This is a genomic window from Streptomyces sp. NPDC055632, from assembly GCF_053618675.1.
Genome location: NZ_JBSHHY010000011.1, coordinates 38005 through 58233, shown reverse-complemented (window position 1 = coordinate 58233; position 20229 = coordinate 38005). Strand labels below are relative to the sequence as shown.

The 20229-nt window shown below is 73.9% G+C and carries 15 protein-coding genes; 6 read left to right on the top strand and 9 right to left on the bottom strand.

What is annotated here, in order from left to right:
* Nucleotides 1-13: 13 nt before the first annotated feature.
* The 4 genes from ACWGSR_RS16670 to ACWGSR_RS16655 all read right to left on the bottom strand — a co-directional run bounded on the left by ACWGSR_RS16670 (nucleotide 14) and on the right by ACWGSR_RS16655 (nucleotide 6662).
* Nucleotides 14-712 (bottom strand): hypothetical protein, encoded by a 699-nt coding sequence (locus ACWGSR_RS16670; protein WP_453567127.1) that lies wholly within the window; start codon nucleotides 710-712, stop codon nucleotides 14-16.
* Nucleotides 713-979: 267 nt separating this feature from the next.
* Nucleotides 980-2419: a CitMHS family transporter gene (locus ACWGSR_RS16665; RefSeq protein WP_453567125.1), complete on the bottom strand. Its 1440-nt coding sequence runs from the start codon at nucleotides 2417-2419 to the stop codon at nucleotides 980-982.
* Nucleotides 2420-2733: 314 nt separating this feature from the next.
* Nucleotides 2734-4935, bottom strand: coding sequence for a molybdopterin-dependent oxidoreductase (locus ACWGSR_RS16660; protein ID WP_453567123.1), 2202 nt, complete (start codon nucleotides 4933-4935; stop codon nucleotides 2734-2736).
* Between the two features lie 158 nt (nucleotides 4936-5093).
* The gene (locus ACWGSR_RS16655; protein WP_453567121.1) at nucleotides 5094-6662 is read right to left on the bottom strand and encodes a flavin-containing monooxygenase; all 1569 of its coding nucleotides are present in this window, start codon (nucleotides 6660-6662) and stop codon (nucleotides 5094-5096) included.
* A 251-nt stretch (nucleotides 6663-6913) separates the two neighbouring features.
* Between ACWGSR_RS16655 and ACWGSR_RS16650 the strand changes: the two genes are divergently transcribed.
* Nucleotides 6914-8134, top strand: a complete 1221-nt coding sequence (locus tag ACWGSR_RS16650; protein WP_453567119.1) for a PucR family transcriptional regulator — start codon at nucleotides 6914-6916, stop codon at nucleotides 8132-8134.
* A gap of 91 nt (nucleotides 8135-8225) precedes the next feature.
* Here ACWGSR_RS16650 and ACWGSR_RS16645 read toward each other — a convergent pair whose 3' ends face one another.
* The 4 genes from ACWGSR_RS16645 to ACWGSR_RS16630 are packed head-to-tail and all read right to left on the bottom strand — an operon-like array spanning nucleotide 8226 to nucleotide 13584.
* Entirely contained in the window at nucleotides 8226-9011 is a 786-nt protein-coding gene (locus ACWGSR_RS16645; protein WP_453567117.1) for a TetR family transcriptional regulator, read from the bottom strand.
* A gap of 36 nt (nucleotides 9012-9047) precedes the next feature.
* Nucleotides 9048-10427, bottom strand: a complete 1380-nt coding sequence (locus ACWGSR_RS16640; RefSeq protein WP_453567115.1) for a hypothetical protein — start codon at nucleotides 10425-10427, stop codon at nucleotides 9048-9050.
* Complete coding sequence (locus ACWGSR_RS16635; protein ID WP_453567113.1) at nucleotides 10424-11239, bottom strand: hypothetical protein; 816 nt, start codon at nucleotides 11237-11239, stop codon at nucleotides 10424-10426. Before ACWGSR_RS16635 ends, ACWGSR_RS16640 begins: the two co-directional genes overlap by 4 nt.
* Nucleotides 11236-13584 (bottom strand): right-handed parallel beta-helix repeat-containing protein, encoded by a 2349-nt coding sequence (locus ACWGSR_RS16630; protein ID WP_453567111.1) that lies wholly within the window; start codon nucleotides 13582-13584, stop codon nucleotides 11236-11238. Before ACWGSR_RS16630 ends, ACWGSR_RS16635 begins: the two co-directional genes overlap by 4 nt.
* A 163-nt stretch (nucleotides 13585-13747) precedes the next feature.
* Here ACWGSR_RS16630 and hmgA point away from each other — a divergent pair, with 163 nt between their 5' ends.
* The 4 genes from hmgA (at nucleotide 13748) to ACWGSR_RS16610 (ending at nucleotide 18415) form a co-directional block, all read left to right on the top strand.
* Nucleotides 13748-15061, top strand: a complete 1314-nt coding sequence (gene hmgA / locus ACWGSR_RS16625; RefSeq protein WP_453567109.1) for a homogentisate 1,2-dioxygenase — start codon at nucleotides 13748-13750, stop codon at nucleotides 15059-15061.
* A gap of 39 nt (nucleotides 15062-15100) precedes the next feature.
* Entirely contained in the window at nucleotides 15101-15850 is a 750-nt protein-coding gene (locus ACWGSR_RS16620; protein WP_121832962.1) for a GntR family transcriptional regulator, read from the top strand.
* A gap of 33 nt (nucleotides 15851-15883) precedes the next feature.
* Nucleotides 15884-17095 carry a type ISP restriction/modification enzyme gene (locus ACWGSR_RS16615; RefSeq protein ID WP_453567107.1) on the top strand — a complete coding sequence of 404 codons (1212 nt, stop codon included), beginning with the start codon at nucleotides 15884-15886 and terminating at the stop codon, nucleotides 17093-17095.
* 123 nt (nucleotides 17096-17218) lie between these two features.
* The gene (locus ACWGSR_RS16610) at nucleotides 17219-18415 is read left to right on the top strand and encodes a CaiB/BaiF CoA transferase family protein (RefSeq protein WP_453567105.1); all 1197 of its coding nucleotides are present in this window, start codon (nucleotides 17219-17221) and stop codon (nucleotides 18413-18415) included.
* Nucleotides 18416-18579: 164 nt separating this feature from the next.
* Here the strand turns inward: ACWGSR_RS16610 and ACWGSR_RS16605 are convergent, their stop codons facing one another.
* Nucleotides 18580-18852, bottom strand: a complete 273-nt coding sequence (locus ACWGSR_RS16605) for a hypothetical protein (protein WP_376235155.1) — start codon at nucleotides 18850-18852, stop codon at nucleotides 18580-18582.
* A 323-nt stretch (nucleotides 18853-19175) separates the two neighbouring features.
* On the opposite strand from ACWGSR_RS16605, the gene ACWGSR_RS16600 reads away from it, so the two are divergent.
* The gene (locus ACWGSR_RS16600; RefSeq protein ID WP_453567103.1) at nucleotides 19176-20213 is read left to right on the top strand and encodes a serine/threonine-protein kinase; all 1038 of its coding nucleotides are present in this window, start codon (nucleotides 19176-19178) and stop codon (nucleotides 20211-20213) included.
* The last annotated feature ends 16 nt before the right edge of the window (nucleotides 20214-20229 follow it).

The window sequence follows — 20229 nt, the reverse complement described above, 5'->3', positions numbered from 1 at the left end:
CGTGATGCGGGACCTACGCGGCGCCATCGTTGCGGCGGCGCGAGCGGCGGAGCATGACCAGTCCGGCCGTGCCGGCGAGACCGGCGGCGACGGCCGCCCCGACGCCGAAGGTGGAGGACTCCTCGGCCGCGGCGAGCTGCACGCCACCGCCGCCCGCGCCCACCGGGCCCTGCGGGGGCCGGCCCTGCCCGTTGTTGGACCAGTTGCCGCCGCCGTTGTTGGTGTCGGCGTTGTCGTTGTTGGACCAGTTGTTGCCGGAGCCGTTGTTCGGGCCGTTGTTCGGGCGTCCGCCCGGGCCGTTGCCGTGGCAGTCGACCGTGAAGATCTTCTGCTTGCCGGTGGGGGTGGCACCCGGGAAGGTCCAGGTGACCCGGTACTGGCCCTCGGGCAGCGTCAGCGGGTTGGTGTGGCCCATCCCGGTGTTCAGCGCGACGCGGCCGCTGAGGGTGGGGACCTCGGGCCGGGGCGGCTGCGGGGTGATCTCCCAGCTGACCTCCTGGAGGATGTCGAAGTTGAAGGCCGCGAGGTAGAACCTGCAGACCCTCGCCTCGTCGTTCAGGTCGCCGTAGGGGGTGCCGACCTTGTGAACCTTGATGTCGCCGTTGTCGCCGGGGGCGGCGAACGCGGCCGGGGCGCCTGCGAGGGCGAGGCCGCCGAAGGCGGCCGTGGCCGCGAGGGTGGCGGCGAGGGGGCGGACAGCACGAGCGGGCATGCGAGCTCCTCCAGGAAAGGACATGTCGGGTGTTTCAGCCGATAATCCGACTATCAGTCATCGGATGACTGCGGAGGGTGGCGACATGCTCGTGTCGATCTCCGAGTCGCCCGTCCGGCGCAGAGCCCGCCGAACCCGCCCGGGACCGGGCGGGTTCGGAGACTGAGGACTTCGCAGACCGGGCGCCTCGGAGACCGGATGCCCCGGAGACCAGGCGCCTCGGAAACCGGATGCCTCGGAAACCGGGCGCTTCGGAGAACGGGCGCTTCAGACGATCCCGAAGAGGACCGCCGCCGCCAGCACGACCAGCGAGGTCAGCGCGGCCCACTTCACCGTGAACTTGGTGTGGTCGCCGAACTCCACCTTCGCCATGCCCACGAGCACGTACACCGCCGGCACCAGCGGGCTCGACATGTGCAGGGCCTGGCCGACGACCGACGCCCGGGCGATCTCCAGGGGCGAGACGCCGTGGGCCGCGCCCGCCTCCGCGAGGACCGGAAGCACGCCGAAGTAGAAGCCGTCGTTCGACATGAAGTAGGTGAGCGGGAGGCTCAGCACACCGGTGACCAGGCCCATGTGCGGCCCCATGCCCTCGGGGATCGCGCCGACGAGCCAGTCCGCCATGTGCTTGACCATGCCCGTACCGGTGAGGACGCCGGTGAAGACGGCGGCGGCGAAGACCATGCCGGAGACGTTGAGGACGTTGTCGGCGTGGGCGGCGATGCGGGCCTTCTGCTCGGCCATGTCCGGATAGTTGACGGTGAGCGCGAGGGCGGCGCCGAGGAGGAACAGCACCGGGATCGGCAGCAGTTCGAGGATCATCGCGGTGAGCAGCGCGACCGTCAGACCGGCGTTGAACCAGTACAGCCGGGGCCGGAGCGTGGGCCGGTCGGGGTCGAGCCCCTGGAACCCGTCACCGTCCTCCGCGCCCTTGTCCTCCCCCTCCCCCTCACCGGTACCGCCACCGCCACCGCCACCGGCACCGCCACCGCCACCGCCACCGGCAGTCACGCGGCCGGCCGCGCTCTCGCCGCCACCGGCCGCGACCAGCACCGTGTCGGTCTCCGGCACCAGGGCCTCGTCGAGCGTGAGGTAGCCGATGCGCTTGCGCTCGCGGCGGCCGAGGACGTACGCGAGGGCGAAGACGAAGAGCAGGCCCACGCCGAGCGCGGGGATCATCGGCACGAAGATGTCGGCGGCGTCCAGTTTCAGGGCGGTCGCGGCGCGGGCGGTGGGACCGCCCCAGGGCAGGGTGTTCATGACGCCGTTGGCGGTGGCGGCGATGCCCGTCATGACGACCAGGCTCATCCCGAGCCGCTTGTAGAGCGGGTACATCGCCGAGACGGTGATCATGAACGTGGTGGAACCGTCGCCGTCCAGGGAGACGATCGCGGCGAGCACCGCCGTGCCCACGACGATCCGCACGGGGTCGGCCTTGCAGAAGCGCAGGATGCCCCGGACGATCGGGTCGAAGAGGCCGACGTCGATCATGACGCCGAAATAGACGATCGCGAACATCAGCATCGCGGCCGTCGGCGCCAGGTTGCCGACGCCGTCGATGACGTAGTCGCCGAGCCGGGCCCCCTGCCCGACCGCGACGCAGAAGAGCGCGGGGATCAGCACGAGCGCCGCGATCGGCGACATCTTCTTCGTCATGATCAGGACCAGGAAGGTCGCGATCATGGCGAAGCCGAGGACGGTCAGCATGGAGGACACCTCACGTTCACCCTTGAACTGCCGCCGAGCGGCGGTCCGGACGACCGTAGGTGCCCCCTTCCGCCGTTAACAAGGTGTTGACGTGTGAGCAATACGAGCAAAACCCCAGGTCAATACGGGGGTGCGGCTCGGAGGCGCGGCAGGGTGGGGCACCGGGGCACGGCAGGACGGAACTCCGGATCACGCCCGGGAGGCACCCCGGGTCGTGACCGGGAGGCGCTCCGGGTCGTGACCGGGAGGCGCTTCGGGTCGTGACCGGGAGGCGCTTCGGATCACGCCGGATCACAGCGGAGCGGCGCTCCGGATCACGGCAGGGGCGACACCTCGACGGGGAAGCCGTTGAGCACGGCGGTGCCGGAGAGGGGGTCGATCCGCGACCCGTCGAGGAGCTGGTTGACATTGACTCCGGGGCGGACGGACGCCACGGCGAGCCGGGTGCCCGCCCGGTCGTGACCCCAGCCGTGCGGGAGGCTCACCACGCCCGGCCGCACCCCGTCGGTGATCTCGACCGGTACCTCCAGCTCGCCGCCCTCCCCCTTGACCCGGGCGAGCCCGCCGTCGGTCAGCCGCAGCCGGTCCGCGTCCCGGGGGTGCACCTGGAGCGTGCACCGGTTCGAACCGCCGCCGAGCGCCGGTGTGTTGTGCAGCCAGCTGTTGTTCGAGCGCAGGTGCCTGCGCCCGACGAGCCGGAGGGCGTCCGGGTCGGGTACGGCGTCGAGCGCGGCGCGCAGCCGGGGCAGGTCGGCGGCGAGCGGCGCGGGCAGGAGCTCGATCCGTCCGCTGCGGGTCTTGAGGAGCTGGGGCAGGCGGGGCTTGAGCGGGCCGAGGTCGATGCCGTGCGGGTGCGCCTTCAGCTCGTCGAGGGTGAGCCCGTACGGGCCGAGCCGCAGCATCAGGTCGAGTCGCCGCTCGGCTCCGGTGTCCCCGGTGAGCCGGGCCGCGAACTCCTCGGGGTCGGCGCCGTACGCCGGCGAGTGCTCCTGCGCCACGGCCTTGGCGAGGGTGGTGCGGATGGCGAGGTCGTCCACGGCCGAGGGCGGCGCGCCGTGCATGCCCGAAACCGCGAGGATCAGCCGGGCGTGGATCTCGCACTCGTCCATCCGGCCCGCTTCGAGGGGAACGGCCGCCGGGGTGTGGCGGACCTGGTCGCGGACGGCGAACCCGTTGAAGGCGAAGTCGAAGTGGGCACTCTGCGAGGGCGGCGGCGGGGGCAGCAGGACGTCGGCGTGGCGGGTGGTCTCGTTGAGGTACGGGTCGACGGCGACCATGAGGTCGAGGGAGCCGAGGGCCGCGTCGAGGCGGTCTCCGTCGGGGGCGGACAGGACGGGGTTGGCGGCGATGGTGACGAGGGCGCGGACCCGCCCCTCCCCCGGGGTCTCGATCTCCTCGGCGAGCGCGACCAGGGGCAGTTCTCCCTTGACCTCGGGGTGGTGCGAGACCCGGCTGTGCCGGCGGCCGAGGGCGAAGCCCCTGCCGGGTCCTGCGGGGCGCGGGGCGGGCGCGGTGGCGGAGAGCGGGAACAGCGCGCCGCCCGGCCGGTCGAGGTTGCCGGTGAGGACGTTGAGGACGTCGACCAGCCAGTTGCCGAGGGTGCCGTACGCCACGGTGGAGCTGCCCATCCGCCCGTAGACGGCGGCGGTGGGCGCGGCGGCGAGCTCCCGGGCGAGGGCGCGGACGGTGGCGGCGTCCACGTCACAGGCGGCGGCGACCGTCTCGGGGCTGAACTCCCGTACCGCGGCCCGTACCTCCTCGACGCCCTCGACGTGGGCGGCGAGCGGTCCGAGGTCGGTGAGGTCCTCCGCGAAGAGGGTGTGGACGAGGGCGGCGAGGAGCAGCGCGTCGGCGCCGGGGCGGATCGCGACGTGCCGGTCGGCGAGGCGCGCGGTGCGGGTGCGCCGGGGGTCGACGACGGTGAGGGTGCCGCCGCGCCGGCGGAGCGCCCTGAGCCTGCCGGGGAAGTCGGGGGCGGTGCACAGGCTGCCGTTGGAGTCCAGGGGGTTGGCGCCGAGCACGAGCAGGTGGTCGGTGCGGTCCAGGTCCGGCACGGGGACGGCGAGGGGGTCCCCGAAGAGCAGGCCGCTGGACACGTGCTTGGGCATCTGGTCGAGCGTGGACGCCGTGAAGAGGTTCCGGGTGCGCAGCGCGCCGACGAGCAGGGGCGGGTAGAGGGCTCCGGCGATCGTGTGCACATTGGGGTTGCCCAGGACGATACCCACGGCGTCCGGCCCGTACTCCTCGACGATCGGACGGATTCGGGCGGCGATCGTGTCGAACGCCTCGGCCCAGTCGACCTCCCGGAGTTCGCCGTCCTTCCGGACCATGGGGCGGCGGAGCCGGTCCGGGTCGGCGTCGACCTCGGGGAAGGCGGCGCCCTTGGGACAGACGAACCCCCGGCTGAAGACGTCGTCACGGTCGCCGCGCGCCCCGGTGACCCTGGTCCCTTCTAGCGTCAGGGTCAGTCCGCAGGTCGCTTCGCAGAGGGGGCAGATGCGCAGGGCGGTGGACATGGCGTCTCCCTGGGGCGTCGGGTGGCGCCGAGCATACCGACCGGTAGGGAGGGAGGGGAGGGGTGTGCCCGCACCGCTCCCCTCCCTTGCTGGAAAGCCGCCGTCTCCCTCGCCGGAAGGCCGCTGTCTCCCTCGTCGGAAAGTCGCCGTATCCCACGTCAGGAAGTCGTCGCCTCCCTCGCCAGAAGGCCGTCGTGGCGCGGGAAGCCGCCGTCGTCGCGGGCGGCCGTCACCGTGGCACGGGCGGCCCCGGACCGGGTGAAGTGCAGTTCCGGGTCGACGACGCTGTCGGAACGGAGCAGTTTGACGTCCGAGTGGTAGTCCATCGAGGTCAGCCACGGCATCCGGTCGCCCTGGCGGGGCAGCCGGTCCACCGCGCGCCGGATGTAGCCGGCGCCGAAGTCGAGGAACGGCCGGGTCGGCATCGCCGGATCCGCCGGCTCGGGCCGGCAGACGTCGTGGCCGGAGGCGTCCATGTGGGAGAGGAGTCGGCAGAAGTGCTCGCACAGCAGGCCGACCTTCAGCGTCCAGGAGCTGTTGGTGTAGCCGATGGAGAAGGCCAGGTTGGGCACTCCGGAGAGCATCATGCCCTTGTAGGCGATGGTGTCGGCGAGGCGGATCTCCTCGCCGTCGACGGTGACCTCGACGCCGCCGAACGCCTGCACGTTCAGGCCGGTCGCGGTGACGACGACGTCGGCCTCGAGTTCGCGGCCGGACTCCAGTCGTACCCCGCTCTCGGTGAAGGTGGCGATCCGATCGGTGACGACCGAGGCCTTCCCGGCGCGGAGGGCCTTGAACAGGTCCCCGTCGGGCACGGCGCACAAGCGCTGGTCCCAGGGGTCGTACGGCGGGTTGAAGTGCTCGTCGACCGGGTAGCCCTCGGGCAGCTGCCTGGCGTTGACCCACCGGATGAACTTGCGCGCGGCCTTCGGGTACCGCCGGCAGAAGGCCCAGACGAAGCGCTGCTGGGCGATGTTCTTGCGCCGGGTCAGCGCGTAACCCCGCTCCTGCCCGAGGTACTTCTTCAGGGCGTTGGCGACCACGTCCTTCTTCGACACCGGCATGATGTACGACGGGGTCCGCTGGAGCATCGTCACGTGCGCGGCGGTGTCGGCCATGGCGGGCAGCAGCGTGACCGCGGTGGCGCCGCTGCCGATCACCAGCACCCGCTTGCCGGTGTGGTCGAGGTCCTCGGGCCAGTGCTGCGGATGCACGATCGTGCCGCGGAAGCGCTCCCGGCCCTCGAAGTGCGGGGTGAACCCCTGGTCGTAGCGGTAGTAGCCGCCCGCGCAGAACAGCCAGGAGCAGGTCAGCGTCGTCCGCTCGCCGGTGTCGGCGCGCTCGACGTGCACCGTCCACCGCGCCAGGTCGCTCGACCAGGAGACGGAGAGCACCTTGTGGTGGTAGCGGATGTGATCGTCGAGTCCGTTCTCGGTCGCGGTCTCGCGCAGGTACGACAGGATCCGGGGCGCGGCGGCGATGGACTCCTCGTCCCGCCACGGCTTGAACTCGTAGCCGAAGGTGTGCAGGTCGGAGTCGGACCGGATCCCCGGGTAGCGGAACAGGTCCCAGGTCCCGCCGGAGGCGGCCCGGGCCTCCAGGATCGCGAAGCTCTTCGACGGCAGGCCGGTCTTCAGGTAGCGGCCGGCCCCGATGCCGGAGATGCCGGCGCCGATGATCAGGACGTCGAGGTGCTCGGCGGTGGGCCGGACTGAGGGAACGGACATGGGCGACGGCTCCAGACGACGAGACAGCGGGAGGACGGGACGGCGGGACGGCGTGAGGACGGGGCGACAGGCCGACGGGGCGACGGGGCGACGGGGCGACGGGAGAGAACGGAGCTGCGGGACAGGGTGACGAGGAAGGAAATGACGACGTGCGGTTCGACCATGGTGGGGCGTGGACGACCGGGCGGCCAAGCGCGATGTGCACCGGAAGGGCGCCCGTACGGTGCGATGTGCACCACTACAGTCGCCGTATGCCGCTGTGGAAACCGCCGTCGCCCCGCGTCCGGGAGCTGATCCGTCGGGGCGCCGAGATCGCGCTCGACCCCAGGCCGGAGTGGCTCGCCGAACTCGACGCGGCCACGCTGTCCAGCCAGGCGCAGCAGGCGGTCGCCGCCGACCCGGTGCTCGCCGCCGGGATGCGCCGGACCAACCGGTCCAACCTGCTGTTCTGGGCGGCCTCCAACGTGCGCGCGCCGGGCGAACCCGTGCCCGCGAACGAGGGGGAAGCGCCGCTGGCCATCGCCCGCGACCTCGTGCGGCGCGGCCTCGACGAGACCGCGCTCGACGCCTACCGGGTCGGTCAGGGCGTCGCCGTGCGCGTGTGGACACAGATCGCCTGCTCGCTCACCGACGACACCGACGACCTGCGCGAACTGCTCGACGTGTCGCTGCGGTCCATCTCCGCCTTCGTCGACGGCACCGTCGCCGCCATCGCCGCACGCATGCACGTGGAGCGCGGCGAGCTCACCCGCGGTACCCACGCCGAACGCCGCGAGGTCGTGGCGCTGCTGCTGGACGGCGCGCCGATCACCCGGCAGCGCGCCCAGGCCCGGCTGGGCTACGCCCTGGACCCGACGCACACCGCCGCCGTCGTCTGGACCGACGATCCCGACGCCGACCTGCACCGGCTCGACCGCGCCGCGGACGCCCTCGCCGCCGCGGCGGACGGGGCACCGCCGCTGAGCGTCATCGCGGGCGCCGCGACCCGCTGGGTGTGGGTCCACGGCCGACCCGAGACGGACCGGATCCGGGACGCCCTGGACGAACTGCCGGCGGTACGCGTCGCGCTCGGCTCGGCCGCGCCCGGCGTCGACGGCTTCCGCCGCGGCCACCTCGACGCGCTCACCACCCAGCGGATGCTGGCCAGGCTCTCGTCCGCCCGACGCCTGACCTCGTACGACGAGGTCGAACTCGTCGCGCTCCTCACCCAGGACCCCGAGCACGCCGACCGCTTCGTCACGCGCGTCCTCGGTGACCTGGCGACGGCGCCGGCCGAGATCACCGAGGCAGTACGCGTCTTCACCGCCGCGCAGTGCAACGCCTCCCGGGCGGCCGCCCGCCTCTTCGTCCACCGCAACACCCTGCTCCGGCGGCTCGCCCACGCCGACCGGCTGCTGCCGCTCCCGCTCGCTTCCCGTCCGCTCGACGTGGCGGCCGCCCTCGAAGTCCTCCGCTGGCGCGAACGCGACTGACCCGGGGCCGTCCCTGAGCCCGCGGCTCCTAAAAGCCCTACGAACCCCACTAGTCCTACGAGTCCTATGAGGCCTACGAGGCCTACGAGGCCTACGAGAGGGAGGGGCCCAGGTACGCGTGGAGGAGGAGCCGGGTCTCGTCGACGAGCGCCGGGTCTCCGGCGGGGTCCGCACGGAAGGCGAGCCGTACGAGGGCGTCGGCGGTCTCGACCCCGACGAGCACCTTCCGGTGAAGTTCCTCGTCGGCGGGACGGCCCAGATGGGCGGCGAGGAGCCCGCAGATCCGCTCGGCAACGAGCCGGTTGGGATCCTCGGCCTCGTCACGCGAGTCCGCGCCCTCGCCCGAGTCCGCGTCGTCACCCGAACCGTCGTCGCCGGCGACCGTGCCGGGACCGCCGGCGGCTGTACCGGGGCTGTCGGTGGTGGTGCCGGGATCGCCGGGTTCCTCGTCGGCGGTGCCGCCGGAGGCCTCTCCGGGTGCGGCGGCGGGCACGCCGAAGTCGACGAGGGCGAAGCCCGGGACGGTCCGCTTCATCGCGATGAACTCGTCGAGGACGCCGTCGATGGCGCCGTACGCGTCGAGGGGCGGCGTCGCGGCGAGGCGCTCGGAGACCCGCTCGGCGTACCGGTCGAGGTTGCGGAGGGCGAGGGCCGCGACCATCGCCCGCTTGTTGCCGAAGAAGCGGTAGACGGAGCCGATGGGGACACCGGCGCGGACGGCGACGGCACGGGTGCTCAGCCGCTCGTACCCGGTCTCGTCGAGGAGTAGGGCGCAGGCGTCGAGGATCCGGGCGAGCCGTTCGGCGCTGCGCTGCTGCACGGGGGCGCGGCGGAGCGCCGGAGCGGTCGGGGGACGGGTCTGGGGCACGGGGTCCATGATGCCGCTCCGGCGGGGACGGGCGAAGCCGGGGCCTCAGGCGACGAGCAGGCCGATGCCGCCGAGGGTGTACGCGATCATCAGCACGAACAGGGGGAGTTGACCGGCGACGGCCCGGGCCGGCGGGAAGAGGCGCACGGATCGGTCGTGGGCCGCGACGACGCCGAGGACGTGGCCGGTGACGACGGCGGCGACCTGGAGGGTCGCGAGACCGCCGGGGCCCAGGGGTGGGGCGGGCGCGGGGGTGTTGTCAGTACCCCCTGCCATGATTACGGTGCGTGGAAATTCAGTGACTAGGAGTGAGAAGTAGTGGGCAGTGAGATAACCGAGGGCGATGGGCAGCAGGGAGTGGGCGAAGGAGGTGAGGGGGGTGGTGAGTTCGCGGTCCATGAGGCGCAGGGCGCCGGCGCAGAGGCCGTAGCAGGCGGCGGAGAGGGCCACGGCGGCGAGGAGACCGAGTGTGGCGGTGGGGACGGGGCCGAGGGGTGAGGTCTGGAGGGCGGTGATCCAGCGGGGGTTGTCGGAGAGGCCGTCGTAGGCGGTGGAACCGAGGAGGACGCAGACGGTGGCGACGAGACCGGGGCGTTGGGGGGTGGAGTCGAGGCCGTCGAACGGGGAGCGCAGGACCAGGCGGCCGTCGGCGCGGCGGCCGAGCGGGGAGAGCCGGGCGAGGAGGGAGGAGTACGCCTCGAAGGGGTCGGCGTGGGCGAACCAGCGGTCGCCGTAGCGGGCGGCGCCCAGGAGTTGGACGCCGAGGTGGAGGGCGAGGGCGATCAGGAGGGTGGTGCGGGAGGTGTTGTCGGGAGCGACGAGTTCGAGCCAGGTGAAGAGGAGGAGACCGGCGGCGGCGGGGCGGATGCCGAGGGCGGCGGGCAGCGGGCGGGGGTTCCGCGGCGGGTGGAGGGCGTGGAGGGCGCGCAGGGGGTTGAGCAGCCGCCAGACGGGGCCGAACAGGAGGGAGGCGGGGACGAGTCCGACCCAGAGGAGGACGTAGAGGGCGCCGGGGGCGGGGTTGCGGTCCGGGTCGTCGGGGCCGAGGAGGAGGTGGAGGAGGAAGACGAGGGCGACGGCGGCGCCGAGGAGCCGGAGGGCGGTGCGGGTGGACGGGGCGTCGGCGGCCCGCTGGAGGGCGGCGGGGAGCGGGCGCCCGGCCAGGTCGCCCCGGAAGCGGGAGGAGGACCAGAGCAGGCCGAGGGCGAGGAAGGAGACGAGGAGCGCGGTGAAGGCGCCGGCGTAGGCGTAGAAGGGGGAGAGGGGGAGGTCGTGCTGGGAGCCCACGCCGTGGGCGAGCGGAAGGGGGAACGCCGTGGCGTGGGCATGAGCGGGATCGTGCCCGTGGGCAAGGGCAAGGGCGAGGGCAGGGACGGAGACGGGGATAGGGACGGAGGTGAGGGCATGGGCTAGGGCCGTGGTCATCGGACGACGAGTTGGGTCAGAACGAGTCCGGAATCGTGCGTCTCGACCTCGAAGAGGCCGGTGCGGTCCACGGTGAGGGTGAGGGTGGCGGGCGTGCCGGGAGAGAGCGGCAGTTCACGGTCGTAGCCGTGGACGTGGAGGGTGTCGTCGCGGTCGCTGGTGACGCGGAGGGTGAGTTGCTCGCCCTTCTTCAACTCGATGCGGGAAGGAGGTGGTTGGACGGACTTGCCGGTGATGGTGAGGGTGACGGTCCGGCCGGGCTCGGTGGGGCGCGGGCTCGGCGGGGCGGAGGTGGCGGGGGCCTCGCCCAGGGGGACGGTGGTCTGGACGGGGGCGCCGTCGGCGGCCCAGACGGTGTGGTCGTCCGCGTGGAGCCGGACGGTCAGGGTGCGGGCGCCGGCCGGTACGTGTCCCCAGGCCCCGTAGAGGCGGCCGGTCTCGCGGCCGTCGACCAGGAGGTGGGCGTGGCCCCGGCCCGGGACGGCCGCGCCGCCGGTGCTCTCCGGGGTGAAGAGGAACCTCTCCACGGTGAGGTGGACGTTCCAGCCGCCCTCGGAGTCGGGGCGGACCTCGGCCCGGACGGTGGGCGCTTCCGCCGCGGGAAGCTCCCGGAGCCGGTGCCCGGCCTCGTCCCGGGCCGACAGCAGGGTGCCGCTGCCGCCGGTGGCCTCCTGGTGGCCGGTGCCGGGCTTGTGGTGGGTGGTGGCCCGGCCGCCGCAGCCCGCGAGGACCGGTGCGGCGGCCAGGACGAGCGCCAGACAGAGGCCGCCGAACCGGCGCCCGAGGGGCGGTGCCCCGAGTACGCGCGTCACGCGGATCCCTCCCCGTGGTGCGGGCGGACGTCGGGGGTCGGCGGGGGCGCGGGGTTGGGGCCAGGAGCAGGAGCAGGACCGGAGGTGGGGGTGGAGCCGAAGCCGGAAGCAGGACCGGAGGTGTGGGTGGGGGTGGAGCCGGAGCCGGAAGCAGGACCGGAGGTGTGGGTGGGGGTGGAGCCCGAGACAGGGACGGGGCCAGAGATGGAGCCGGACCCTGAGGCGGGACCGGAGGCGGGAGTGGCGCCGGGGACGGAGGCGGATGTGGCGGCGCCCCCACGTCCGGCCGCCACACCCCCGGCTTCCACCCGCGCTCCCCCGGGTTCGGCAGGTTCTGGGGTCGGGGGGCGGGTGCCCGCCGCCACCACGGCCCAGAGGACCCAGACGACGCCGAGGAGCAGGCGGAGCCAGGCGGGGCTCACGGGGGTGCCGGGGATCATGAGGACCGCCTTGTCGAAGGCGTCGAGGAGAGTGAGGGCGCCGAGGGCCAGGGTGGTCAGGGCGAAGGCGGGGCGGGCGGGGCGGAGGGCCAGGCCGAGGAGGGTCCACCAGGCGCCGGTGAGGAGCAGCGCGACGGCCGGGACGGCGGTGGGGGTGAGGGCAAGGGTCGAGCCGGCCACGTCGAGGGTGAGGCCCGCGAGGCCGAGGAGGGTGGCGGCGCCCGCGAGCCGGTTGCCGCGCAGTCGGCGCCACCACAGGGCGCCGCCGGTGAGGGCGAGGACGAGGGCGCTGCCGAGGGCGAGTTGGGTCTCGACGCGCTGGAGGCCCCGGGCGCCGTACCAGTCGCAGCCGGCCGGGAGGCGGCGGGCCTGGACGTCGTAGTCGGCGCAGACGAGGAGCTGGGCGAGTTTGACGGGTTCGCCGACGAGGCGGTCGGCGGTGCCGGAGACTTCGCCGCGCCGGGCGCCGCACTCGGGCAGGGCGCCGGGGCTGCCGGCGCCGGTGTCGGCCTGCCAGCAGTTGCCGCCGCCCTGGCCGTCCCACCAGACGTCGGTGCGGTTGGGGCGGGAGGCGCCCGAGCGGTCGACGCCGAGGTGGTTGCCGGCGTAGCGGTTGTGGTGGGAGGTGTCGGTCTGCTTGCCCCAGGCGGACTCGCCGCGGATGAAGGCGGGGACGGCGTTGAGGTAGAAGGCGGCGCGCTGGTGGCCGTAGACCCAGTTGTCCTCGTAGAGGTTCCAGTTGCCGCCGGCGGTGATGATGCCGGTGCCGGGCGGCATGGAGATCTGGGGGCAGACGACGCCCCGTTCGTAGCCGCGTTCCACGGGCGGTCTGGCGCAGGTGCCGTCGGCGACGTACGGGTAGTAGTTCTGGTTGTTGTCGTGGATCAGGTTGCGTTCGAAGCGGGCGTGGTTCTGGGGCAGTCCGGGGTGGCCGGGGAAGGCGGAGTCCATGGAGGCGCCGCCCATGTTGTGGTCGAACTCGTTGTCGTGGACCCAGACCGAGTCCCCGGCGGTGCCGGAGTAGCCGACCATATTGTGGTGGCTGCGGCAGCCGGTGATCTCGATGGAGTAGCGGGGGACGTCGTAGCCGCGGCCGTCGTTGATGTTCGAGGCCGAGCCGGGGTAGATGCCGGAGTCGCCGTTGCCGTAGGACTCGCAGTTCTTGTAGAGGCCGTGGTCGGAGGCGAAGGTGAGGAAGCCGTACTCGTCGTTCCAGCGGGTGAGGACGTCGTCGATGACGAAGCCGTCGGCGGCGAGGACGTACAGCGAGTTGAAGGTGGTGCGCTGGGCGGTGAAGTTGCGGAAGTAGACGCCGTCGGAGCCGTCGGCCCGGATCGCGTTGAGCTTCTGGTACTTGGCGTCGATGACGACGTCGAGCCGGGAGGCGCCGGTGCCCTCGATCTGGAGGTCCTTCTTGCCGAGGATCGCGACCAGGTTCTGGTTGTGCGGGCACTGCCGCTGCTGCTCGTAGCTGAGGATCTGGTAGCCGAGCGCGGAGTTCGGGGCCTTCAGGCGGGCGCAGGCCCCGGTGGGCGGGGGCTGTGAGGGTTCCTCCTCGTAGAGGCCGGGGAGGATCGCGATGGTGAGGCCGGGCCGGTCGACGGCGTCGACGGCCTGCTGGAGGTGGCGGTACCCGGAGGCCGCGCAGCGCTCGAAGAGGGTGAGGTTGCGGGTCTTGAGCGCGGCGGGGAAGCCGGAGATCCGGCGCGCGAAGTCGGTCCGGTCGGTCTTGCAGACGAGGAGGTCGGGTTCGCCGGTGCGGAGCTTCGGCACGCTGCCGGAGCCGTCGGGGAAGGTGACGGGCCGCTCCTCGTGGGCCTGGGCCCCGGGGGCGGTGAAGAGGGCCGCGGCGAGCGCCGCGAGCACGACCGAGAGCGCGAGGACGAACCTTCGGGTCCGGGACATGCGCGTGAGAGTAGAGCAATGTTCATCTTTTTTGACCCCCTCGTGCACGCATCCGCCCGCGACGCCTTCCGATCCCTTCTCCCGACGCCCCGTTGACGGGAGGCGCGCGGAATCCTACGGTCTCCCATAGGATTCCCTTGCGGACTCAGGACAGGAGCGGGCGATGACCACGGAGCAGGCCAGGAAGACGGCCGAGGCGCTCACCTACAGCACCGGTTTCGGCAACGAGCACGGCTCGGAGGCGATCCCCGGCGCGCTGCCGCACGGCCGCAACTCGCCGCAGCGCGCACCCCTCGGCCTCTACGCCGAGCAGCTCAGCGGCAGCGCCTTCACCGAGCCGCGGGCGCACAACCGCCGCTCCTGGCTCTACCGGATCCGCCCGTCGGCCGCGCACCCGCCGTACACCCGGGTCGACAACGGCGCGCTGCGCGGCGCCCCCTTCACCGAGACCGTGCCCGACCCGAACCGGCTGCGCTGGAACCCGCTGCCCGACCCGGCCCCCGGCACCGACTGGCTGGCCGGCCTGTGGACCCTCGGCGGCAACGGCGACGCGACCCAGCGCACCGGCATGGCCGTGCACCTCTACCACGCCAACGCCTCCATGGAGCGGGTCTTCGGCGACGCGGACGGTGAGCTGCTGATCGTCCCCGAGCGCGGCGGCCTCCTCCTCCGCACCGAGCTGGGCCTGCTCGCCGCCCGCCCCGGCGAGGTCGCGCTGATCCCGCGCGGGGTCCGCTTCCGCGTCGAGCTGCTCGACGAGACCGCCCGCGGCTATGTCTGCGAGAACTACGGCGCCCCCTTCCAGCTCCCCGACCTCGGCCCGATCGGCGCCAACGGCCTGGCCAACGCCCGTGACTTCCGGGCCCCGGTCGCCGCCTACGAGGACGTCGAGGGCCCGGTCGAGGTCATCAACAAGTACTGCGGCAACCTCTGGTCCGCGACGTACGGGCACTCCCCGCTGGACGTCGTCGCCTGGCACGGCAACCACGCCCCGTACGTCTACGACCTGCACCGCTTCAACGTCATCGGGACGATCTCGTACGACCACCCGGACCCGTCGATCTTCACGGTCCTCACCTCGCCCTCCGACACCCCGGGCCTCGCGAACGTGGACTTCGTGGCCTTCGCCCCACGCTGGCTGGTCGGCGAGGACACCTTCCGGCCGCCGTACTTCCACCGGAACGTGATGAGCGAGTACATGGGCCTGATCGAGGGCGCGTACGACGCGAAGGCCGAGGGCTTCGTGCCCGGCGGCGGCTCGCTGCACAACATGATGTCCGCGCACGGCCCCGACCGGGAGACCTTCGACCGGGCCAGCGCCGCCGAGTTGAAGCCGCAGAAGATCGACGACGGCCTCGCCTTCATGTTCGAGACCCGCTGGCCGGTGACCGCGACCCCGCAGGCCGCGAACGCCGACCATCTGCAGAAGGGGTACGACGACGTGTGGCAGGGTCTGGAGCGCCATTTCCGGCCGTAAAGTCCCGGCCGTAAGCCCGTAGCCCCGTACGGAGGACCCGTGACCGCCTTCGCTCCCGATTCGCTGGTCCTGAACCGCAAGCTGCCGCTCTGGTACCAGGTCTCGCAGTCGCTGCGCGCCTCGATACTGGGCCGCACGCCCGACGCCTCGCTGCGGCTGCCCACCGAGGAGCAGCTCGCCGCGCACTACGGCGTGAGCGTGCTCACGATGCGCCAGGCCCTCAAGGAGCTGGAGGAGGAGGGCCTGATCAGCCGGCACCGGCGGCGCGGCACCTTCATCGAGCCGGGTGCCCGCCGCTCCACCCCGCGCCGGCTGCTCGGCTCGATCGACGCGATCGTGGCCCAGCAGTCGGGCGAGCGGACGACGGTCCTCGGGCACGGCGCCGAGCCGGTGCCCGGGGAGCTCGCGGAGTACTTCCCCGACGTGCCCGAGGTCGTGGCGTACCGGCGGCTGCGCAGCGACGGGGAGAGCGGCGAGCCGACGAACTGGGCGGAGAACGCGGTGCTTCCCGGCCTCGCCGCCGCGATCGACCCGGCGGACCTGGAGCGCTGGCCGATGACGAAGGTGCTGCGGGACGTGGTCGGGGTGCGGATCAGCCGCATCACGGACACGGTCGAGGCCCGCCTCGCCGACCCGGAGACGGCGGGCCTGCTCCAGGTCCCGCTGCTCTCCCCGATCCTCCACTACACGGGCGTGACCTACGACGAGGACGGCCGGGTCGTCGACGTGGCCCGCATCCGCTACCGCGGCGACCGCTTCTCCTTCACGGTCACGGTCGAAGCCCACTGACGTGCTGGAGGCGAACCGACGGCGGTCGTTAGCATGCGGGGCGTGACCGATGACGCCCGGCCGCAGGACGCGCCCCTCCTCGACGAGTTGATGCCGTGGTCCGTGGCCCCGCTGCGGTTCGGCCGCCCCTGGATCGTCGCCCCCGACGCGCGGACCCTGCGGACCCGCTGGGACCGGCTCGTGGCTGCCGAGGGGGCCGAGCGGGAGGCGCTCTTCCGGCCCAGCCGGGCCCGCACCCCGGCGAGCGCGGTGGCCGCGCTGCCCGGACAGCGCACCGGGACCGTGCGGTTCGCGCGCGAGGCGGGCCCGTGCCCGGCGCCGGTGCGGGTGGCGCCCGGACCGTTCGACGAGCAGTGGCTGCTCCCCGACCACCGGCTGATCGACACCGCGCGGCCGGAGCTGTGGCGGGTCGCCGGGGAGCCGCAGCTGTTCGCCGTCGAGCAGGGGTACGTGCCGGGGGCGGCCGGACCCGCGCTCCTGGTGACGGCCGCGCTGCCGGAGGGCCGCTCCCCGGCGGGCCGGCCGGGCCTGATCCGCCCGCTGTTCCGGCGCCCCGGCGGTCACGAGCCCAATCTCGCCCCCGGACTCCTGGACTTCCTCGGGCAGCGGTACGGGCAGGAGGTCGGCGCCCGTGACTGGCTGGCGTGGGCGGTGGCGGCTGCCCGCCCCTCCCCCGCCGGGTGCCGCGTCCCGCTCCCCGGCGACCCGGAGGTCTGGGCGGCGGGCGTGGCGCTCGGCCGGGGCCTCCTCGACGTGCAGCTGCGGGGCGCCCTGAGCGGGACGAAGCCCCGGCTGCCGGGCGGCCGCCGCCCCTACGTGCGGGCCGCGGTCCCGGCCCGCCCGACGACGATGGCGTACGACTCCGAGGACGAGGCGCTGGTCCTCGACGGGGGCCGGATCTCCCCCGTACCGGCGGAGGCCTGGGAGTTCCGGGTGGGCGGGGCGCGGGTCCTGGAGCAGTGGTTCGCGCACCGGACCGCTCCGGCGGAGCCCGGCTCGCTGGAGGCGATCGGGCCGGCCGCCTGGCCGCAGGAGTGGACCTCGGAGCTGCTCGACCTGATCACCGTGCTCGCGCTGCTCGGGGCGCGGGAGCCGGAGCGGGCGGCCCTCGCGGCGCGGGGGTCGGCGGGCGCGGCGGCACTGCGCGCCGCCGGAGTGCTGCCGCCGCCGGCCCGGTCCCGCCGCCCCGCGTCCGTACTGGACCACCGGGAGGAAGGACCGGAGGGGCAGTTCGCCCTTCTGTGACCGGCGGCGCGACCGGAACGGCCGAGGCCGCCGAAGCGACGGGAACGGCAGGAGGGCGGCGCGGAGGAGGGTGACGCATCCCCGGGTGACAAGGGCCCGTCCGGCAGGGTAGGCAGGGCGGTCATGAGCACTCAGCCACTCCCCCTCGAAGGGATCACGGTCGTCGCCGTCGAGCAGGCGGTCGCCGCGCCCTTCGCCACCCGTCAGCTCGCCGACCTCGGCGCCCGCGTCGTCAAGATCGAGCGCCCCGACGGCGGCGACTTCGCCCGCGGGTACGACACCGCCGCCCGGGGCCTGGCCTCCCACTTCGTGTGGTGCAACCGCGGCAAGGAGTCGGTGGCGATCGACCTCAAGGACCCCCGGGGCCTGGCCCTCGCCAGGCGGCTGGCGGCCGGCGCCGACGTCTTCGTGCAGAACCTGGCGCAGGGGGCGGCGGCCCGCCTCGGCCTGGACGCCGCCACCCTGTGCGCCGCGCACCCCCGGCTGATCGCGGTGGACGTCTCGGGGTACGGGGCGGAGGGCCCGTACGCGCACCGGCGGGCGTACGACATGCTCGTCCAGTGCGAGGCGGGCCTGGTGTCGGTGACCGGGACCCCGGAGCACCCCGTCAAGTCGGGCATCCCGGCGGCCGACATCGCCGCCGGGATGTACGCCTTCTCGGGCGTCCTCGCCGCGCTCGTGCGGCGCGGCGCGACCGGCCGGGGCGGGCCGGTGGAGGTGTCCCTCCTCGACTCGCTCGCCGAGTGGATGGGGCATCCGCTGCACCACGGGATGCACGGGGGAACGGCCCCGGCGCGCACCGGGCTCGCGCACGCGGTGATCGCCCCGTACGACGCCTATCCGACGGCGGACGGGGGCCTGGTGCTGCTCTCCGTGCAGAACGACCGGGAGTGGCGGAGGCTCGCCGGGCAGGTGCTCGGCCGGCCCGGCCTCGCCGACGATCCGGCCTTCGCGACGAACGCGGCGCGGGTGGCGGGGCGCGCCGCGACGGACGCGGTGGTCGCGGAGGTGCTGGCACCGCTGACGGCGGAGGAGGCGCTCGCCCGGCTCGACGCGGCGGGCATCGCCTGCGCCCGGCTCAACTCGGTGGCGGAGCTCGCGGACCATCCGCAGCTGACGGCCCGTGACCGGTGGCGGGAGGTGGAGTCGCCGGTCGGGCCGCTGCGGACGCTGCTCCCGCCGATCGTGTTCCCGGACGCGCCGGAGCCCCGGACGGACCGGATCCCGGCCCTGGGACAGGACACGGACGAGGTGCTCGCCGGACTCGGGCTGCGGGAGTCGGAGGTGAAGGAGCTCAGGAACGCGGGCGTGGTCGCCTGACGGGGAGGCGGGAGCGGGTGGCCGGGCGCGGGCGAACGGGGACGGGACGACGGGCGGGGAAGGAACGGGGGCGGGCGGGTGGTGCGGACACGACGAACGCCGGACGGGCGGGGACACGTCCGGCGGAGTCGTGGTCGGGGCCGTACGGGCGGCCGGGACCCGGGCTAGCGGCGGGTGCCGAAGAGGGAGCGGCGGAGTCGGCGGAGCGGTGCGAAGAGCGAGACCCGGGCGCTGCGGCTGCGGTGGCCGTGCACCGGCGCCTCGCGCGTACGCGTCGTCAGTTCCCGCATCAGCAGGGTCGCCTCGGCCACCTCGCGCTGGGGCACGGCGGGTCCGCCGAGCACCGCGAGATGACGGTCGAGCCGCGAACTGGTCGCGCTGCTCCCGCAGGTGATGGCAGGCACTCGGGGCCTGCTGCGCATTGCTATCTGTTCCATGTCACTCCCCACCCGTACAAGGGCACCCGACCCGGGCAGGTTAACCCTATCGCCCCGTCATGACACCCGTGTATCCCGGCGACGGGATTCAACGCACTCGTACGGGGGTTGACGGTCACCCTCCGAATACATCCGATTCCAGGGCGAGTTGGACAGGGCTCGAACACCTGTCGAACCGTCACGAACCATCCTGCACTCCGGCGCGACCACCGGGGGCACGCGGAGCCGTGTGATCTCCACCACCAAGATCCGCCGGCGGTTCCCGCGGTCCGGCCCGGCGCCGGACCGGAGCCGGAAGGGCGACCCTCGGCTACCGTGGATCCATGACGGTGATCGCGGGTCGTTACCGGCTTCTGGACGTCCTGGCCGAAGGGGCGACGGGCACCGTCTGGCGCGCCCTGGACGAGACGAGCGGCCACGAGGTGGCCCTGAAGGAGTCCCGGGTCCCGCCCGGACTCCCGGCCGACGAGGCACCCCTGCTCCACGCGCGGCGGGAGCGCGACGCACGGGCCGTCGCGCGCGTCTCCCACCCCTCCGTCGTACGAGTCCTCGACGTGGTCTCCGAGGACGGCCGGCCCTGGGTGGCGGCGGAGCTGATCCGGGGCCTCACCCTCGCCGAGACCCTGGAGGCGGGCGGGCCGCTGCCGTCGCGCGAGGCCGCGCGCGTCGGCGCCGAGGTCCTGGCCGGGCTGCGGGCGGCCCGGGACGCGGGCGTGTCCCACCGGGGCGTGGAGCCGGAGGACGTGATCCTGGGGAACGACGGCCGGGTCGTCGTCACCGGCTTCGGCGGCGCGCCGGAGGACGACGCGGGCCCGGCGGCGGAACTGCGCTCCCTGGGGGCGCTCCTGGAGGCGGCGGCGGACGACCGGTCCGGCCCGCTGGGCGCCGTGATCGACGCGCTCCTGGGCGAGGGGCCGGAGGGCCCCGTGACGGCGGACCGGGCCGAGCGGGAGCTGCGCCGGGTGGCGGGCGGCGGCGCACGGAGGCCCACGGGCGGCGCGGGGGCGGACGGAGGCGGCGCGAAGGCGGGCGGGGGCGGCTCACGTACGGGCGGGGGCGGCTCACGGGCGGACGGCGACGCACCGGGCGCCGGGCCCGTGCCGGCCGGCGCGCCCGCTCCGTCCCCGGGCACCCGCGAAGGTGGTTCGGGCGGCCGGAAGCACGAGGCGCCCCGCCGGGTTCCCGTCCTGGTGGCCGGGATCGTCGGGGCGCTGCTCATCGCGGGGGCACTGGTCTACCACGCCGTACGGGACGACGGTCCGGGCGCCGGGCCGGGTGCGCCGGGCGGTGTCACGAGCACCGTCCCGGCCGGCTCCGGCGCCACGGGTGCGGACGGCGCACCGACTGCACCCCGTTCCTGAACGGGCCCACCGGCTG

Bases quoted from the DNA above. Each gene is read 5' to 3' on its own strand.
- ACWGSR_RS16605 (WP_376235155.1), bottom strand. From the start codon at position 18,852: ATGGAACAGATAGCAATGCGCAGCAGGCCCCGAGTGCCTGCCATCACC.
- ACWGSR_RS16640 (WP_453567115.1), bottom strand. From the start codon at position 10,427: ATGACCACGGCCCTAGCCCATGCCCTCACCTCCGTCCCTATCCCCGTC.
- ACWGSR_RS16600 (WP_453567103.1), top strand. From the start codon at position 19,176: ATGACGGTGATCGCGGGTCGTTACCGGCTTCTGGACGTCCTGGCCGAA.
- hmgA (WP_453567109.1), top strand. From the start codon at position 13,748: ATGACCACGGAGCAGGCCAGGAAGACGGCCGAGGCGCTCACCTACAGC.
- ACWGSR_RS16615 (WP_453567107.1), top strand. From the start codon at position 15,884: ATGCGGGGCGTGACCGATGACGCCCGGCCGCAGGACGCGCCCCTCCTC.
- ACWGSR_RS16650 (WP_453567119.1), top strand. From the start codon at position 6,914: ATGCCGCTGTGGAAACCGCCGTCGCCCCGCGTCCGGGAGCTGATCCGT.
- ACWGSR_RS16645 (WP_453567117.1), bottom strand. From the start codon at position 9,011: ATGGACCCCGTGCCCCAGACCCGTCCCCCGACCGCTCCGGCGCTCCGC.
- ACWGSR_RS16655 (WP_453567121.1), bottom strand. From the start codon at position 6,662: ATGTCCGTTCCCTCAGTCCGGCCCACCGCCGAGCACCTCGACGTCCTG.
- ACWGSR_RS16630 (WP_453567111.1), bottom strand. From the start codon at position 13,584: ATGTCCCGGACCCGAAGGTTCGTCCTCGCGCTCTCGGTCGTGCTCGCG.
- ACWGSR_RS16660 (WP_453567123.1), bottom strand. From the start codon at position 4,935: ATGTCCACCGCCCTGCGCATCTGCCCCCTCTGCGAAGCGACCTGCGGA.
- ACWGSR_RS16665 (WP_453567125.1), bottom strand. From the start codon at position 2,419: ATGCTGACCGTCCTCGGCTTCGCCATGATCGCGACCTTCCTGGTCCTG.
- ACWGSR_RS16670 (WP_453567127.1), bottom strand. From the start codon at position 712: ATGCCCGCTCGTGCTGTCCGCCCCCTCGCCGCCACCCTCGCGGCCACG.
- ACWGSR_RS16610 (WP_453567105.1), top strand. From the start codon at position 17,219: ATGAGCACTCAGCCACTCCCCCTCGAAGGGATCACGGTCGTCGCCGTC.